Here is a 15,388-nt window from a genome sequence, read left to right as displayed (position 1 = left end):
CTAAATTCTAAAGTCATAGCCGGTCGTCTGCGTGCGCTCTGGTTCGACTTCGACTTTCTCGGCTTTCGTCAGCGGGCGGAACTGGGTCGTCACGCTCCGGTAGCCGATCGCTTCGAGCGTCGTCTCGATCTTGCCGAGTAGCGGTCGCGCGATCCGTTCGACCGTCGGGTCATCATGCTCGAGTGTGAGCCGGAGGTTGCGGTCGAGTGCTTCGACTTTCACGCCGATTTCGCCTAAGCGAGGTGTCTCGAGCCGGATGTAGAGGACACTGTTCTCCCAATCGACGACGTCGCCGGCTTCCCGGTTTTGGATGTGGACGTGGATGCCGGTGTCGATCTCCTGGACTTTCGCCGGCAGGGCGAGCAGGAGCTGATGGAGCTGCCCGCCGTCGAGCCGGTTGATCGTCTGTTGGACTTGGAAGAACGAGGCGAGGCGCGCTGCTTCCGGTGATGCTGCTTCGGAACGAACCGACAAGGCTGACGCCTGAACGGCTTGCGACGTCTGGGCCTGTGCTTGTTGCGACGCGGTCTGGACGCGCTGCGCCGTCTCTTGGACGTGGCGGCCTGACAGGTTAGCGTCAAGCCGGAGCGGTGTCACTTGGACCTCGCCGGCACGAGTGGCGCCATGCGGGATGTATTCGACGCGGACCTGGTTCGGCACGTAGCGGAACTCGTTCAACGCTGTGCGCACGTCTTTGATGAGGGCGGCACTCTCGGCGGGCTTCGTCGCCAACAGTGACAAGGCGACGTCGAGCTTCGCCGTCATCGCGACGAGCGCTTTCTCTTGCCTAGCGTCGGTATGTAACAGCGCGTCCGTCTTTTGGATGAGGTGCGTCAGACGTGTCCCAACCGTCTCTAAGGCAGGGCGGGCCAAATGCGGTTTGGTCTCGACGAGGGCCGCGACTTGTCCGAGCTGTTTCGTCACGGTCGCTTGTTCTGAGCGGAACGTGTTCGTCACGGCAGCGAGATGCGTCGTCACTTCCTTGACCATGACTTGACGTCCGCCTACGGGCGGCAAGGCTTCCCTCGGTTCGGGACGGGCGGGTGGTGCGGCCGGGAGTTCTTTGATCAGCCGGTCGACCGTCTCCGGTGTCGGTGTGACCCGTTCTGCGGCCGGGCGCGACAAGTTGACGAGTTCGACGTAACGCTCTTTTTGCGGGTACGGCGCGTCCGGTGCCGGTACCTTCAGTTGACGTTTCGCTTCATCTAATGAAGCGACCGCGATGTCACGGGAAACGTCCGGTTTGACGACGGGTGCGTCCATCGTGCGCAAGAACAAGACGGCGTCGCGCATGTCGCCTTTGAAGACGGTCTCGAGCAAGCGGACCGTGTCCTCGTTCATAGGCAGGCGTCCCGATTGGATCAAGCGGCTGACGGCGCTCCGCACTTCGGGCGGGAGCGATGCGAGCAGCGCTTGGATTTTCGTATCGACTTTCGTCTCGGGTTTTGTCCCTTGAACAGGTGCGTCCGCCGTCTCCGTTTCCGGTTTGACGACGACGGTCCCGAGCAACACCCCGTCCTCTTCGACGAGCGTTAGTTGGAACGGGTTCGTCTTCGGCAGCCCGTCTTTGAACGTGACCTCGACTTGTTCGCCGCCGACCTTGACGATGGCCGTGTCAGGACCGGTCTGTTTGACGATTTCAGCTTTATAGACGCGGTTCATCTGGACACCCGCGTTCGCGGCTACGGTTGTAGCGAGTTGCGCTTGGATTTGCATTGTTGTCACCTCGACCAATATATCGACCTCTTTTTCAAAAAGTGAAGCAAAAAGGCCATAAAAAAACCTCCCGTCAAACGACGGAAGGCAGGTCAAGATTCGAGCGCAGGGCTCATGTTCAGTTGTTGGAACCGGGCGACCAATTCACCGGTCGCTTTGATCTGGTTTTTTAAGACGTACGCGGTCGCGTTCGTCTGGATGCGGTGACCGTCTTTCGTGACGATCACGCCGTGCGGGGCACCCTCGACAGTCGCGATGTCCCGAATGTGGGACCAGGCGTACCATTCGCAATCTTCACGTTTCGGCGATTTCGTCGGGAAGAAGACGAGTCCCGTCGTCGGTTCGATGACGACCGGCACTTTGCCTTTGACCCCAGCGACGCGTTTAGCGACGAAGATCCGTTCCTCGATCGAGCTGTTGTACTGGCGGCAAGAGAGCTGCAGCAACTGGTACGGCCGGAGCGGGGTCGAGATCTCGCTGCCGTCCTCGAGAATGATTCGCGATTGCTTCATCATGTCAAAGCAAGGCAGGATCGCCACGGTTCGCTTCGTGATGCGATATTTTTCCTCGGAATAGTAGGGGCGCATACGCTGCACCATCCTCCTCGTATTAGATTTTCAGGATCGGCCGATATTCAAAAAAGCACAAACCTAAATCATCCCTTTCATGATATATCACAAAAAATGTAAATTCAATAAGCCAATATGAAAAGTAGGGAAATATAATTCCAATGTAAGCCAAAAGACGATTCATTTACAAAAAAGCAGAAAATGTTTGTGTCGAGGACGATAAGGTGGTAATATAGCTATTAGAGGGAAAGCCTCTGTATTCTTCAATGGTGAAAGGAATGGATTTGCACATGGTAGGTAAAGTAAAATGGTTTAACTCAGAAAAAGGTTTTGGTTTCATCGAGGTAGAAGGCGGCAAGGACGTTTTCGTACACTTCTCAGCAATCCAAACTGACGGCTACAAAGCTCTTGACGAAGGTCAAGAAGTTGAGTTTGAAATCGTAGATGGCGAACGCGGCCCACAAGCGGCTAACGTTGTAAAATTATAATTTCAAACCGTGAACCGGCTTCCTCGTGAAGTCGGTTTTTTGTTTTGTCTACATAGTATTTTTCTCTTAAGAAAACGAGTTTAAAAACGGTGATAACGGGTAACTTCTTTTTATACAACCGATTCGATTGCAGGCGTGAGCATCGGAACAAAATTGTCATTATTTTCTGATGATAACGTTTTCAAACAAACTGAATTCGGGGTATACTATATATGAGCCACCCGCTTCCGCTTTCTTTTTAAGATCTTTTTAAGCGATGAGGCAGGAGATTCGGTCCAAAATGACGAATCATTGGTTCAAGCGGTTATTTTAAGGAGGAGTTAAGATGATTTATAACATTCGCGGCGAAAACATTGAAGTCACACCAGCCATCAAAGACTATGTCGAGAAAAAGCTGGAGAAGTTGACTCGGTATTTCACAACTCCTACGGATGCACAGACGGCTTACGTCAACTTGAAAGTGTACAACGAAAAGCAAAAAGTAGAAGTGACGATCCCGATGACGAACTTATTGCTTCGTGCTGAGGAAACCAACCTCGATATGTACGCGGCAATCGACCTCGTCGTCGACAAATTGGAACGTCAAATCCGTAAACACAAAACAAAGCTCAACCGTAAAGGACGCGCCAAAGAAGGCGGGATCGGCGAGTATTTCAAATCACTCGAAGGTTCTGAAGACATTCCTGCGTACGATGAGGACGAGGCAGAACTCGAACTCGTGCGGACGAAGCGATTCACGCTCAAGCCGATGGACACGGAAGAAGCGATCCTTCAAATGGACATGCTCGGTCACAGTTTCTTCGTCTTCTCAGACGCGGAGACCGGGAACACGAACGTCGTCTATCGTCGGAAAGACGGTAAATACGGCTTGATCGAACCTGAATAATCTAACTTTGAATTCACACGGCCCTCCGACTTGGAGGGCCGTTTCGTTTTGCCTTTCCTTGAAAGCGTGGGTCACTTCGGTTAAACTGTACATTAGGGAAAAAACATGCATTTTTGACTGAGTGCAGAGGAGATAAAACGTATGGCGAACTTTTTGAAAGATTTATTTGCTCCACAGAAACGAGTATTGAAAAAAGCAGAAAAAGCGGCCGACTTAGTCGAGTCATTCGCTGAGCCGACGAAGGCGTTGTCTGACGAAGCACTTCAGGCGAAGTCTGTCGAATTCCGTGAGCGTCTGGATAAAGGGGAAACGCTTGACGATATCCTTCCGGAAGCGTTCGCGGTCTGTCGCGAGGCGTCAGAACGCGTGCTCGGCATGCGTCACTACCGCGTCCAGCTCATCGGGGGCTACGTGCTCCATAACGGCGACATCGCCGAGATGAAGACCGGTGAAGGGAAGACGCTCGTCGCGACGCTCCCGGTTTATTTGAACGCCCTGACTGGCCGTGGCGTACACGTCGTGACGGTCAACGAATATTTGGCGAAACGTGACAAAGAACTCATGGAACCGCTCTACTTCGCGCTCGGCCTCTCGGTCGGACTGAACGTCTCGAACATGGACCGCGTCGAGAAGCAGGCGGCGTACAACTGTGACATCACGTACTCGACGAACAATGAACTCGGGTTCGACTACTTGCGTGACAACATGGTCCTTTATAAGGAAGACCGTGTTCAGCGTGAGCTCTACTACACGATCGTCGATGAAGTCGACTCGATCCTCGTCGATGAGGCGCGGACCCCGCTCATCATCTCAGGGTCGGCCCAAAAATCGACCGAGTTGTACACACGTGCCGATGCGTTCGTCCGGACGCTCAAGCTCGAAGACGACTACACGGTCGACGTGAAGACGAAATCGGTGTTACTCACGGACAAAGGGGTCGACCTCGCCGAGAAGTTCTTCGGCATCGACAACTTGTTCGCGATCGAGCACGTCTCGGTCAACCACCACGTCGGGCTCGCATTGCGTGCGAACGCCGTCATGCATCATGACGTCGACTATATGATCCGCGACGGCCAAGTCATGATCATCGACCAGTTCACAGGTCGGGTCATGGACGGACGCCGCTACTCGGAAGGCTTGCACCAGGCGATCGAGGCGAAAGAAGGCGTCGAGATTCAGCGGGAATCGATGACGCTCGCGACGATCACGTACCAAAACTACTTCCGGATGTATGAGAAGCTGGCCGGGATGACCGGTACGGCGAAGACGGAGGAAGAAGAGTTCCGTAACATCTACAACATGCAAGTCGTCACGATCCCGACGAACAAGCCGATCGTCCGTGAAGACGGTTCTGACCTCATCTTCAAGTCGATGGAAGGCAAGTTCAAAGCCGTCGTCGAAGAGATCGCTTCGGCGCACGCGACCGGACAACCGGTCCTCGTCGGTACGGTCGCGGTCGAGACGTCTGAGTATTTGAGCAAGCTTCTCACGAAGAAGAAGATCAAACACGAAGTCTTGAACGCGAAAAACCACGCCCGTGAAGCCGAAATCGTCGAGAACGCTGGACAAAAAGGTTCGGTCACGATCGCGACGAACATGGCTGGACGCGGAACCGACATCAAGCTCGGCGAAGGTGTCATCGGGCTCGGCGGTCTTTACATCGTCGGTACCGAGCGCCACGAGTCGCGCCGGATCGACAACCAGCTCCGCGGTCGGGCCGGTCGTCAAGGCGACCCGGGTAAATCGCAGTTCTACTTGTCACTCGAAGATGAACTCATGCGCCGCTTCGGGACCGACAGCCTCCAGAGCATGATGGAGCGCCTCGGCATGGACGACACGCAACCGATCGAGAGCCGCATGGTCTCGAAAGCGGTCGAGTCGGCTCAAAAACGTGTCGAAGGCAATAACTATGATGCCCGTAAACAGTTGCTCGGTTACGACAACGTCATGGCCGACCAACGGAAAGTCATGTATAAAGACCGGGCCAGCATCCTCGAGAACGAATCGGTCACCGATATCGTCCGCTCGATGATCCGTGAGACGGTCGAGATGGGCGTCGCGCAATACACGCCGCTCGAACTCGTGCCGGAAGAATGGAACATCGACGAGCTGGCGCACTGGGCCAACCAGACGCTCGCCCTCGAGAATACGGTCGCCGGGAAAGACTTCTACGGCAAAGAACGCGAGGAAATCACTGAGCTGTTGCTTGAACGGACGAACGCCCAATATGAGGCGAAACGTCAACTCGCACCGCCGGAACGGTTCAACGAGTTCGAGAAGATCATCGTGCTCCGTGCCGTCGATTCGCACTGGATGGCGCACATCGACCATATGGACCAGCTGCGTCAAGGTATCCACTTGCGTGCTTACGGACAGAACGACCCGCTCCGTGAGTATCAGGCGGAAGGCGTCAGCATGTTTGACGCGATGAACGCGGCCATCTCGGAAGAAGTGACCGGCTTCGTGCTCCGTGCCGAGGTCGGCGACAACCTCCGACGCGAGAAAGTCGTCGAGGAGGAAGTGGCGGTGTCTGGCAAGGACGACGCGCCGGTGAAGAAAAAACCGGTCCGCCGTTCAGAAGACCAACGCCTCGGGCGCAACGACCCGTGCTGGTGTGGTTCAGGCAAGAAGTTTAAAAACTGTCACGGCAAACAACAAGCTTAATTTTTGAAGAGGCGAGCCTGCTCGCCTCTTTCCTACGGAAAGGTGAATCTCACTATGGAAATTTCAGATATTCGGAACGAACTCGAAGGCATGGCAAAACGCCTCGAAAATTACAGACAATCGCTCAACTTAACGGAGAAACAGGCGCGCATCGCCGAGCTCGAGAACGAGATGACGTACCCAGACTTCTGGGACAGCCAAGAGAAGGCACAAAAAGTCATCGACGAGTCGAACGTGCTCAAAGCGATGGTCGACAAGTATCAAGAGCTCGCGGATGGTCACGAGGACGGCGAAGTCACGCTCGAACTCATCAAGGAAGAACCGGACGTCGAGATGCAAGGTGATCTCTCAGAGATGGTCATGGCGCTCAAGGCCGACTTCGACGCGTTCGAACTCGAGATCCTCTTGAACGGACCGTATGACGCGAACAACGCCATCCTCGAGCTGCACCCGGGTGCGGGCGGTACTGAGTCGCAAGACTGGGCCTCGATGCTTCTCCGCATGTATCAGCGCTTCGCGGACAAACAAGGTTGGAAAGTCGAGACGGTCGACTACCTCGCGGGCGAGGAGGCCGGCGTCAAGTCGGTTACGCTCCGCATCGTCGGGCATAACGCCTACGGCTACTTGAAAGCGGAGAAAGGGATCCACCGCTTGGTCCGGATCTCGCCGTTCGACTCGTCAGGCCGCCGTCATACGTCGTTCGTCTCGTGCGACGTCATGCCGGAATTCGATGACGATATCGAGATCGACGTCAGAACCGAAGACCTCCGCATCGACACGTACCGCGCGTCAGGCGCCGGCGGTCAGCACATCAACACGACCGACTCGGCCGTCCGGATCACGCACGTGCCGACGGGTGTCGTCGTCTCATGTCAGGCCGAGCGTTCGCAGATCAAGAACCGTGAAGCGGCGATGAAGATGCTCAAGGCGAAACTGTACCAGCGCGAACTCGATGAGCAGCAACGCAAGCTCGACGAGATCCGCGGTGAGAAGACAGACATCGGCTGGGGCAGTCAGATCCGTTCATACGTCTTCCACCCGTATGCGATGGTCAAAGACCACCGCACGAGTTATGAAGTCGGGAACACGAGCGGCGTCATGGATGGAGACATCATGGGCTTCATCGACGCTTACCTCCGTAAGACAAATATGTGATGCATGTGGCTCAAAGACGTCCGTCTTTGGGCCACGTTGTATGTAGAGGAGAATTTCTTTAATGAAGCAAATCGTCAAAGACTATATTTACTTATTGACCGGTTCCGTGTTCGTCGCCTCGGCGTTCAGTCTGTTCCTGTTCCCGAACAACATCGCCTCGGGCGGCGTCAGCGGGATCTCGATCATCACGTACGAGCTGTTCGGCATCTCGCCGGGGGCGTTCCAGCTCGTCTCGAACGTGTTGCTCCTCCTCGTCGGCTGGATGATCCTCGGACTCGGCTTCGGCGTCAAATCGCTCGTCGGCTCGATCTTCTTACCAGGTGTGATCTTGTTTTATGAAGCGATCGGTGCGGGCGCGGCGGTCGAGGACACGCTGCTCGCGGCCGTGTTCGGCGGTGTCGGTGTCGGGATCGGCCTCGGACTCATCTTCCGCGGCCGGGCCTCGACCGGCGGGATGGACTTACTCGCCCAGATCCTACATAAGTTCACCCACATCCCGCTCTATCTCTGTATCGCCATCCTCGACGGTACCGTCGTGATCGTCGCAGCCGTCACGTTCTCGTTCACGACGGGACTGTACGCGCTGATCGCCTTGTACATCACGATCAAGATGATCGACTTCGTGCAGCTCGGCTTCACTCAAGACAAGATGGCGTATGTCATCTCGGACAAGCGTGACGTCATCACGCGCGCCGTCTTCGACGAGCTCGACCGGGGCGCGACCGAGATCCAGGCGATCGGCGCCTATTCACGTCTCGACCGGCCGATGTTGCTCGTCGTCGTCCGTCAGAACGAGGTGAGCCGGTTGAGAGACCTGATCCGCCGCATCGACCCCGACGCGTTCCTCATCTTCAGCGAGGCGCATGAGGTAATGGGCCAAGGTTTCACCTCAGATAAACGGTATAGCAACGTCCCGTGACATGTGGAATCTTTGTGTACTTTTCGTGAGATTAGGTTAAAGGCCTTGTCAAAACGGTTATAATGGATAATGTAGGCAATTTCTACAACTTAGGAGGGGAACCCTATATGAAGAAGTGGATGATGGCCATCGGCCTCGGCGCCATGCTCACGCTCGGTGCGTGCGGCGGCGGCGATGAAGAAGAAACGACAAGCAATGGGGATACGGGCTCGACGACCGCTTCAGTCGACGCGGAAGCGGTATACGCACAAAACTGTGCGGCCTGCCACGGCGCGAACTTGGAAGGCATGAGCGGTCCGGCATTGACGGACGTCGGTGCACGCCTCTCGGCTGAAGACATCGAGAACATTATTCGAAACGGACAAGGCGCGATGCCAGCGAACGTGATTGAGAAGGACGAAGAAATCACAGCGGTCGCAGCTTGGCTCGCCGAGAAGAAGTGATCATCAGGACCACGGGATAACCGTGGTTTTTTTGCATTTCCTGTTTTGGATTGATCGGATTTTGGTAAGGAACGATAAAGACAGTGAAACGGAGTGGATATGATGTGAAGACAAAACTGATTGATTGGCCGACGTTCATCGGTGCGTTCGTCCTGTTGCTGACGGTGACGTTGCCGCTCGTCTTTTTCCCGGAGACGGGGAAGGCATGGGTCGGCGCCGCCAACACGTTCATGACGACGAACTTTGGCATGTTGTATTTAGCGATGGGGCTCGGCGCGTTCGGATTTTTGATCTTCGTCGCTTTCAGTGAAAATGGGCACGTCAAGTTAGGCGCTGAAGATGAGGAACCCGAGTTCAGCACGTTCTCTTGGGCGGCGATGTTGTTCGCCGCCGGGATCGGCTCGAGTATTTTGTATTGGTCGGTCATCGAATGGGTGTACTACTATCAAGGACCGCCGTTCGGTGTCACACCGGAGTCGACCGAGGCGATCCAATGGGCGACCGCCTACGGCATGTTCCACTGGGGGCCGATCGCTTGGGCGATCTATACGCTGCCGGCGTTGCCGATCGCTTACTTCTATTATGTACGCCGCAAATCGGTGTTGAAAGTGAGCGAGGCGGTCCGGCCCGTCATCGGCAAATGGGCGGACGGACCGGTCGGTAAAGTCATCGACATCTTGTTCATCTTCGGTCTTCTCGGCGGGGCCGGCACGACGCTCGCCCTCGGGACACCGATGATCGCTGAAGGGGTGAACGAGATCACCGGCATCCCGGTCACGCTCGGCATGCAGGCGGTCATCATGCTCATCTGTACCGTCATCTTCGCCATCAGCTCGTACGTCGGCTTGAAGCGGGGCATCAAAGTGCTGAGTGACTTGAACATTTGGCTCGCCATCATTATCCTGACGTTCGTCTTCGCCTTCGGTCCGACCCGGTTCATCTTAGAGACGACGTTCAACGGGGTCGGCACGATGCTCGACAACTTCTTCTTGATGGCGACGTGGATGGAGCCGTTCGGCAACCTCGGCGGCTTCGAAGAGACAGGTTTCCCGGAATCGTGGACGGTGTTCTACTGGGCGTGGTGGCTCGTTTACGCACCGTTCGTCGGCCTGTTCGTCGCCCGGATCTCGCGGGGGCGCACGATCCGCGGGATGGTCATCGGGACGATGGTGTACGGGACGTTCGGCTGTATCCTGTTCTTTGGGATACTTGGCAATTACGGGCTCTACCTCCACTTGACCGGTGCGTTCGACGTCATCTCGTATATGGACATGTACGGACCGCCGGCAACGATCATCGCCATTATCGGCCAGCTGCCGTTCGGTAAAGTCGTCGTCGCCGTGTTCACGCTCCTCGCGATCATCTTCCTCGCGACGACGTTCGACTCGTCTTCCTATATCTTGGCATCGGTCACGCAAAAGCATGTCGAAGAGGAGCCGCTCGTCTGGAACCGCCTGTTCTGGGCGTTTGCTCTCTGTATCATGCCGCTGACGCTCATGTTCCTAGGTGGGCTTGACACGTTGCAGACGGCGAGCATCGTCGGCGGATTCCCGCTCATCTTCATCATGGTGCTCCTCGCCTGGTCGTTCATGCGCGTCTCAAGCAAAGACATCCGGGCGTCGGAAGAGTATGAGTCACCGACGATCCACATCAAATACCGGAAACGGAAACGTTCACCGTTCGACGCGTTGAAAAAGCGTCCGACCGATAAACGGAACGATTGAAAACAGGCACTCGCCCCGGCGAGTGCCTGTTTGAATGTGAGTTTCACCAAATGTGACCGCAACGTGAAACGGACGTTCAGTCCGACAATTTCCCACCGAACTCAATCGAACTGAAACAATCCTGTAATGGTTATTTAAAATTCTGGTTGTTATAATTGTAGGCGCTCCTACTACTGAACCGGATAAACCTTGGCCCGTTCCGAAACTTGGACGGTGCCTTGACAGAATCACTAGTTATCGTGTAGAACTGAGGCTAGGCGAAAATATTCACTTACTAAACAATCACACACTCGTCATAGATGCATGAAAAATTTATAAAAAGGGTAGGGAATACGTTATGATCTCGATGCAAAAAGTTAGTAAAGTATATCCAAACGGTGTCGTCGCAGTCGACGACCTCGATTTGAAGATCGAAGACGGCGAATTTTTATACGTCGTCGGACCATCCGGCGCCGGGAAATCGACGTTCATGAAAATGATTTATCGGGAGGAGAAGCCGTCGAACGGTCAACTGTTGATCGACGGGATCGACGTCGGGAAATTAAAAAACCGCCACGTCCCGAAACTACGCCGCCAGCTCGGCGTCATCTTCCAAGATTATAAGCTGCTCCCTTCATTAACAGTGTATGAGAACGTCGCGTTCGCACTTGAAGTCGTTCAGGCCGACACGAATACGATGCGTAAGCAAGTCATGGACGTCTTGAACCTCGTCGGATTGAAACATAAGGCACGTAACTATCCGGACGAACTGTCAGGTGGCGAACAGCAACGTGTCTCGATCGCCCGCGCCATCGTCAACAAGCCGAAGCTCATCATCGCCGACGAGCCGACCGGTAACTTAGACCCGGATACGGCATGGGGCATCATGGAAGTATTCCAAGAGATCCATCGCCGCGGGGCGACGATCGTCATGGCGACACATAACCGTGACATCGTCGATAAGATCCGTCATCGCGTCATCGCGATCGAAAACGGCAAAGTCGTCCGCGATGAAGAGAAAGGAGCATATGGCTATGATATTTAAAAGTGGGCTACGCCATTTACGCGAAGGGTTCAAAGGGACGCTTCGCAACGGTTGGATGTCGTTTGCGGCCATCAGTGCCGTCACCATCACCTTGTTACTCGTCGGCGTCTTCGCCCTCGTCATGTTCAACGTCAACGAGATCTCAGAGAATGTCGAGAACGACGTCGAGATCCAAGTGTTCGTCACACGGACGGCGGAGGAAGCGAACGTCGAGAAACTAGGGGAAAACTTAGAACAAATCCCGGGCGTCGCCTCGGTGACGTTCAGCTCGAAAGAGGATGAACTCGAAAACTTCCGCAACCAGCTCGGGGAAGACGCCAACGCGTACGGTACGGTCGAGAAAGACAATCCACTCCATGACCGCTATATCGTCAAAGCGGCAGACCCGCTCAACACGGAGACGGTCGCCGACGCGGTCCAGTCACTTGAAAACGTCGATAAGGTCACGTACGGTCAGGACTATATCGATAAGATGTTCGCCTTCTTCAACGGGATCCGCATCGGTGGACTCGTGTTGATCGTCGGACTCACGCTCATGGCGATGTTCCTCATCTCGAACACGATCAAGATGACGATCTTCTCACGCCGTCGCGAAATCGAGATCATGCGTCTCGTCGGAGCGAAAAACAGCTTTATCCGCTGGCCGTTCTTCATCGAGGGGCTTCTACTCGGTGTGCTCGGCGCGCTCATCCCGATCGCAGTCATTTATTTCGGGTATGACGTCGCATATGGTGCTTTACAACCATCGCTAGATCAACTGAATAGTGATATATTTAAATTGATCGATCCATCGGTACTCACGACGCAAGTCTCGCTCGTCTTGCTTGCGCTCGGTGCGTTCATCGGGATCTGGGGATCGACGACATCGCTCGGTCGATTCTTAAAAGTTTAATTTAAATATGAGGAGGAATTGGCGGATGAAACGTTCGCTTGCGCTTGGATTAAGTTTGACGCTACTCGCCGCGCCGGTCATGGCGACGGAGAAAGAGACGTTGAAAGAACGACAAGATCGTCTATCCAATCAATTGGAGCAGTCTAAAAAAGCGCAAGTCGAGACGGACGCCGAGCTCGAAGTCACCGAGGCACAGCGCGACGCGGTCTCAACCGAGATCCGCGCCGTCAATGAACGTCTCGAGGGCTTAAGTGAACAGATCGCCGTCCAGCAAGTCGAAGCGGACGCGGCACGCTCAGAGCTCGAGGCGACCCGCCAACAACTCGCTGCCCAAGGGCAGTATCTTGAAGGCCAGAAGGCGCTCCTTAGTGAGCGTCTTCGTGTGCTTCAAATCCATGAGGACCGGTCTTATCTCCAAGTCGTATTCGAATCCCGCTCGTTCGGGGATTTCGTGACGCGGCTCATGACCGCACAGACGATCGCGGAGCAAGACCGGGACCTCATACATAGTTATATGCATGAAGTCGAGCGCCTCGAGACGCTTGAGACGACGCAACGGACACAGTTGTCGTTCGTCAAACAAAAAGAGCGCGAGCTCGTCGTCACGAAACAAGCGCTCGACCAAGCGGCCACAGAGAAGCATGCGCTCCTCTCGGAACTGAACGAGCAGGTCGAACTGCTCGAGCTCGAACAGATGACCCGTGACGAAGAACAGGCGCTCATGAACGAACAGCGCCGCATCATCGCCAGTCAGCTCGACGCGATCGCGGCGGCTGAACGGGAACAAGCGGAAGCCGAGGCGCGCGCGAAACAAGAGGCCGAGGCAAAAGCCGCCGCAGAAGCGCGAGCACGGGCCGAAGCAGCGGCACGAGCCGAAGCCACCGAACGAGCCGAAGCGAATCAAGAAACCGTGACACCACAGGCACCGCCAGCAGCGGAACCGGAAGCTGTCACGGCTCCGGTCAGTACGTTCTTGCGCCCGGTATCGGGTTACGTGTCGAGCCGGTTCGGACCGCGTGAGAACCCGCTCACCGGGGCACCGGAATCACACCGCGGCATCGATATCGTCAACGCGACCGGCACACCGATCGTCTCGGCCGCCCCAGGCATCGTCATCAAGGCGGCTGAAGCGACCGGTTACGGCAACGTCGTCTTCGTCTCGCACGTCGTGAGCGGGCAGGTCTGGACGACCGTCTACGGTCATTTAGATTCGATCACGGTAACGGCCGGGCAGACGATCGGGGCGGGCCAAACGGTCGGTACGCTCGGCAACACGGGCTGGTCGACGGGACCTCATCTCCACTTCGAGCTCCACCGTGGGGAATGGGCACCCGGGCAACCAAATGCGGTCGACCCGGGCCCTTATATCGGCTACTGACAGACGGACGCGTCCCAAATATGTGGAACGCGTCCGTTTTTCTGAAGTTTTTGCTATACTGGATGAAAGACCGACAAAAAGAAATGAGGGACTTACCCGTGAAAAACACAACCGCAGGACTACTCGCCGGCGCGACGTTCGTGGCAGGGGCCGGTGCAGGCCTGGCGACGATGGCGTTCACCGATACGAGGTTACCGATCCAACCGAAAGCAGAAGGTTGGGACAAGGTCGAACAAGTCCGCAGCTTGATCGAGACGCACTCGCTAAAGGACATCTCGGAAGAAGACTTGTTGACCGGCGCCCTTGACGGCATGACGGCAGCGCTCGATGACCCGTACTCTGACTTCCTCGACGCGGAAGAAACGTCACAGTTCACCGACTCGATCGAGTCGAGCTTTGAAGGAATCGGCGCGACTTTGGAGAAGAAAGGAGAAGACATCTTGATCGTCGCTCCGATCAAAGGTGCACCAGCTGAAGCGGCAGGCCTTCGTCCAGGGGATATCATCACCGCGGTCGACGGCGAATCAATCGAAGGGATGGCCGTCGAAGAGGCGGTCCAGCTCATCCGTGGTGAAAAAGGAACTGTTGTCACGCTGACGATTCGTCGCGGCGGGCAAGAGGCCGACTATGAGATCACGCGGGATACGATCCCGATTGAGACGGTCTACTCGGAAGTGAAAGAGCAGGACGGCAAAAAGATCGGCTATCTGGAAGTGACTCAGTTCTCAGAGCCGACGGCCGATGAGTTTTTAGAGCAGCTCGAGACGCTCGAGAGCCAAAATATCGATAGCTTGATCATCGACGTCCGGGGCAACCCGGGTGGTCTCTTGCCGGCCGTCATCGCGATGACCGAAGGGTTCGTCCCGACGGATAAGCCGGTCGTTCAAATCGAGAACGCCGACGGGGAACGTGAGGCCCAAAACGGACGCGCCCGTGAGGCGAAGCCGTACAAGCTGTTCGTCTTGACGAACGAAGGCTCGGCCTCGGCGTCCGAGATTTTGGCCGGTGCGCTCAAGGAAGGCGCCGGTGCGACAGTTGTCGGCAACACGACGTTCGGGAAAGGTGTCGTCCAGACGGCGTTCGACTTGGAAGACGGTAGCAACTTGAAGCTGACGACGAGCAAATGGCTCACACCGGACGGCAATTGGATCAACGAGACGGGTATCGAGCCTGACGTTGAGGTCGATCAACCGGATTACTTTGGGGTCAACCGTATCCTCGCGGAAGAGGATTCGCTCAAAGTCGGGGACTACGGCGAGACGGTGTCGAACCTGCATACGGTGTTGACCGGGATCGGTTATGAGCCGGGCGGTCAGGCGGGTTACTTCGGTGACACGATGGCACAGGCGGTCTCAGACTTCCAAGCCGACAACAACTTAACGGAGGACGGGGTCGTCAATGAAGCGACGGCGTCCGCGCTCGAGTCACGGTTGCTTGAAGTCATCCAAGACGAGGCGAACGATGCCCAGTTGAACCGGGCACTTGAAGAAGCCGCAAAATAAGGATTAGGGAAAGGATTGGACAAGTGTG

Annotated in this window: 13 protein-coding genes; 11 read left to right on the top strand and 2 right to left on the bottom strand. The window is 55.6% G+C overall.

Annotated features, from left to right (window positions below; translation table 11 throughout):
- Together EVJ21_RS05180 and EVJ21_RS05175 are read right to left on the bottom strand one after the other, a co-directional pair.
- Window positions 1-1,716 carry a hypothetical protein gene (locus tag EVJ21_RS05180; RefSeq protein ID WP_236636559.1) on the bottom strand — a complete coding sequence of 572 codons (1,716 nt, stop codon included), beginning with the start codon at window positions 1,714-1,716 and terminating at the stop codon, window positions 1-3.
- A gap of 92 nt (window positions 1,717-1,808) precedes the next feature.
- On the bottom strand, window positions 1,809-2,303 hold the full coding sequence (locus EVJ21_RS05175) for a competence protein ComK (protein ID WP_071397986.1): 495 nt from the start codon (window positions 2,301-2,303) through the stop codon (window positions 1,809-1,811).
- A gap of 272 nt (window positions 2,304-2,575) precedes the next feature.
- On the opposite strand from EVJ21_RS05175, the gene cspD reads away from it, so the two are divergent.
- From cspD to EVJ21_RS05120, 11 genes are all read left to right on the top strand, one after another.
- Complete coding sequence (gene cspD, locus EVJ21_RS05170; protein WP_035386012.1) at window positions 2,576-2,773, top strand: cold-shock protein CspD; 198 nt, start codon at window positions 2,576-2,578, stop codon at window positions 2,771-2,773.
- Between the two features lie 325 nt (window positions 2,774-3,098).
- On the top strand, window positions 3,099-3,659 hold the full coding sequence (hpf, locus tag EVJ21_RS05165) for a ribosome hibernation-promoting factor, HPF/YfiA family (RefSeq protein WP_016508657.1): 561 nt from the start codon (window positions 3,099-3,101) through the stop codon (window positions 3,657-3,659).
- A 141-nt stretch (window positions 3,660-3,800) separates the two neighbouring features.
- Window positions 3,801-6,323, top strand: a complete 2,523-nt coding sequence (gene secA, locus EVJ21_RS05160; protein ID WP_131490032.1) for a preprotein translocase subunit SecA — start codon at window positions 3,801-3,803, stop codon at window positions 6,321-6,323.
- Between the two features lie 54 nt (window positions 6,324-6,377).
- Window positions 6,378-7,478 (top strand): peptide chain release factor 2, encoded by a 1,101-nt coding sequence (prfB, locus tag EVJ21_RS05155; RefSeq protein ID WP_016508664.1) that lies wholly within the window; start codon window positions 6,378-6,380, stop codon window positions 7,476-7,478.
- A gap of 61 nt (window positions 7,479-7,539) precedes the next feature.
- Complete coding sequence (locus EVJ21_RS05150) at window positions 7,540-8,397, top strand: YitT family protein (RefSeq protein ID WP_131490031.1); 858 nt, start codon at window positions 7,540-7,542, stop codon at window positions 8,395-8,397.
- 107 nt (window positions 8,398-8,504) lie between these two features.
- The gene (gene cccB / locus EVJ21_RS05145) at window positions 8,505-8,840 is read left to right on the top strand and encodes a cytochrome c551 (RefSeq protein WP_131490030.1); all 336 of its coding nucleotides are present in this window, start codon (window positions 8,505-8,507) and stop codon (window positions 8,838-8,840) included.
- Window positions 8,841-8,944: 104 nt separating this feature from the next.
- Window positions 8,945-10,564 carry a BCCT family transporter gene (locus EVJ21_RS05140; RefSeq protein WP_070328675.1) on the top strand — a complete coding sequence of 540 codons (1,620 nt, stop codon included), beginning with the start codon at window positions 8,945-8,947 and terminating at the stop codon, window positions 10,562-10,564.
- Between the two features lie 337 nt (window positions 10,565-10,901).
- Complete coding sequence (gene ftsE / locus EVJ21_RS05135) at window positions 10,902-11,588, top strand: cell division ATP-binding protein FtsE (protein WP_071397982.1); 687 nt, start codon at window positions 10,902-10,904, stop codon at window positions 11,586-11,588.
- Window positions 11,578-12,480, top strand: a complete 903-nt coding sequence (gene ftsX / locus EVJ21_RS05130; protein WP_131464015.1) for a permease-like cell division protein FtsX — start codon at window positions 11,578-11,580, stop codon at window positions 12,478-12,480. Before ftsE ends, ftsX begins: the two co-directional genes overlap by 11 nt.
- Before the next feature lie 25 nt (window positions 12,481-12,505).
- On the top strand, window positions 12,506-13,858 hold the full coding sequence (locus tag EVJ21_RS05125) for a murein hydrolase activator EnvC family protein (protein ID WP_131490029.1): 1,353 nt from the start codon (window positions 12,506-12,508) through the stop codon (window positions 13,856-13,858).
- A gap of 98 nt (window positions 13,859-13,956) precedes the next feature.
- Complete coding sequence (locus EVJ21_RS05120; protein WP_070328679.1) at window positions 13,957-15,360, top strand: S41 family peptidase; 1,404 nt, start codon at window positions 13,957-13,959, stop codon at window positions 15,358-15,360.
- Window positions 15,361-15,388: the final 28 nt, after the last annotated feature.

This window comes from Exiguobacterium sp. SH0S2, from assembly GCF_004337185.1.
GTDB lineage: Bacteria > Bacillota > Bacilli > Exiguobacteriales > Exiguobacteriaceae > Exiguobacterium > Exiguobacterium aurantiacum_A.
The sequence above is the reverse complement of the archived record's forward strand: the minus strand, read 5'-3'. Positions and strand labels throughout refer to the sequence as shown.

What these genes read in the sequence shown, in the direction of transcription:
- EVJ21_RS05180 (WP_236636559.1), bottom strand. Translation starts at nt 1,716, where the DNA reads ATGCAAATCCAAGCGCAACTCGCTACAACCGTAGCCGCGAACGCGGGT.
- EVJ21_RS05175 (WP_071397986.1), bottom strand. Translation starts at nt 2,303, where the DNA reads ATGCGCCCCTACTATTCCGAGGAAAAATATCGCATCACGAAGCGAACC.
- cspD (WP_035386012.1), top strand. Translation starts at nt 2,576, where the DNA reads ATGGTAGGTAAAGTAAAATGGTTTAACTCAGAAAAAGGTTTTGGTTTC.
- hpf (WP_016508657.1), top strand. Translation starts at nt 3,099, where the DNA reads ATGATTTATAACATTCGCGGCGAAAACATTGAAGTCACACCAGCCATC.
- secA (WP_131490032.1), top strand. Translation starts at nt 3,801, where the DNA reads ATGGCGAACTTTTTGAAAGATTTATTTGCTCCACAGAAACGAGTATTG.
- prfB (WP_016508664.1), top strand. Translation starts at nt 6,378, where the DNA reads ATGGAAATTTCAGATATTCGGAACGAACTCGAAGGCATGGCAAAACGC.
- EVJ21_RS05150 (WP_131490031.1), top strand. Translation starts at nt 7,540, where the DNA reads ATGAAGCAAATCGTCAAAGACTATATTTACTTATTGACCGGTTCCGTG.
- cccB (WP_131490030.1), top strand. Translation starts at nt 8,505, where the DNA reads ATGAAGAAGTGGATGATGGCCATCGGCCTCGGCGCCATGCTCACGCTC.
- ftsE (WP_071397982.1), top strand. Translation starts at nt 10,902, where the DNA reads ATGATCTCGATGCAAAAAGTTAGTAAAGTATATCCAAACGGTGTCGTC.
- ftsX (WP_131464015.1), top strand. Translation starts at nt 11,578, where the DNA reads ATGATATTTAAAAGTGGGCTACGCCATTTACGCGAAGGGTTCAAAGGG.
- EVJ21_RS05125 (WP_131490029.1), top strand. Translation starts at nt 12,506, where the DNA reads ATGAAACGTTCGCTTGCGCTTGGATTAAGTTTGACGCTACTCGCCGCG.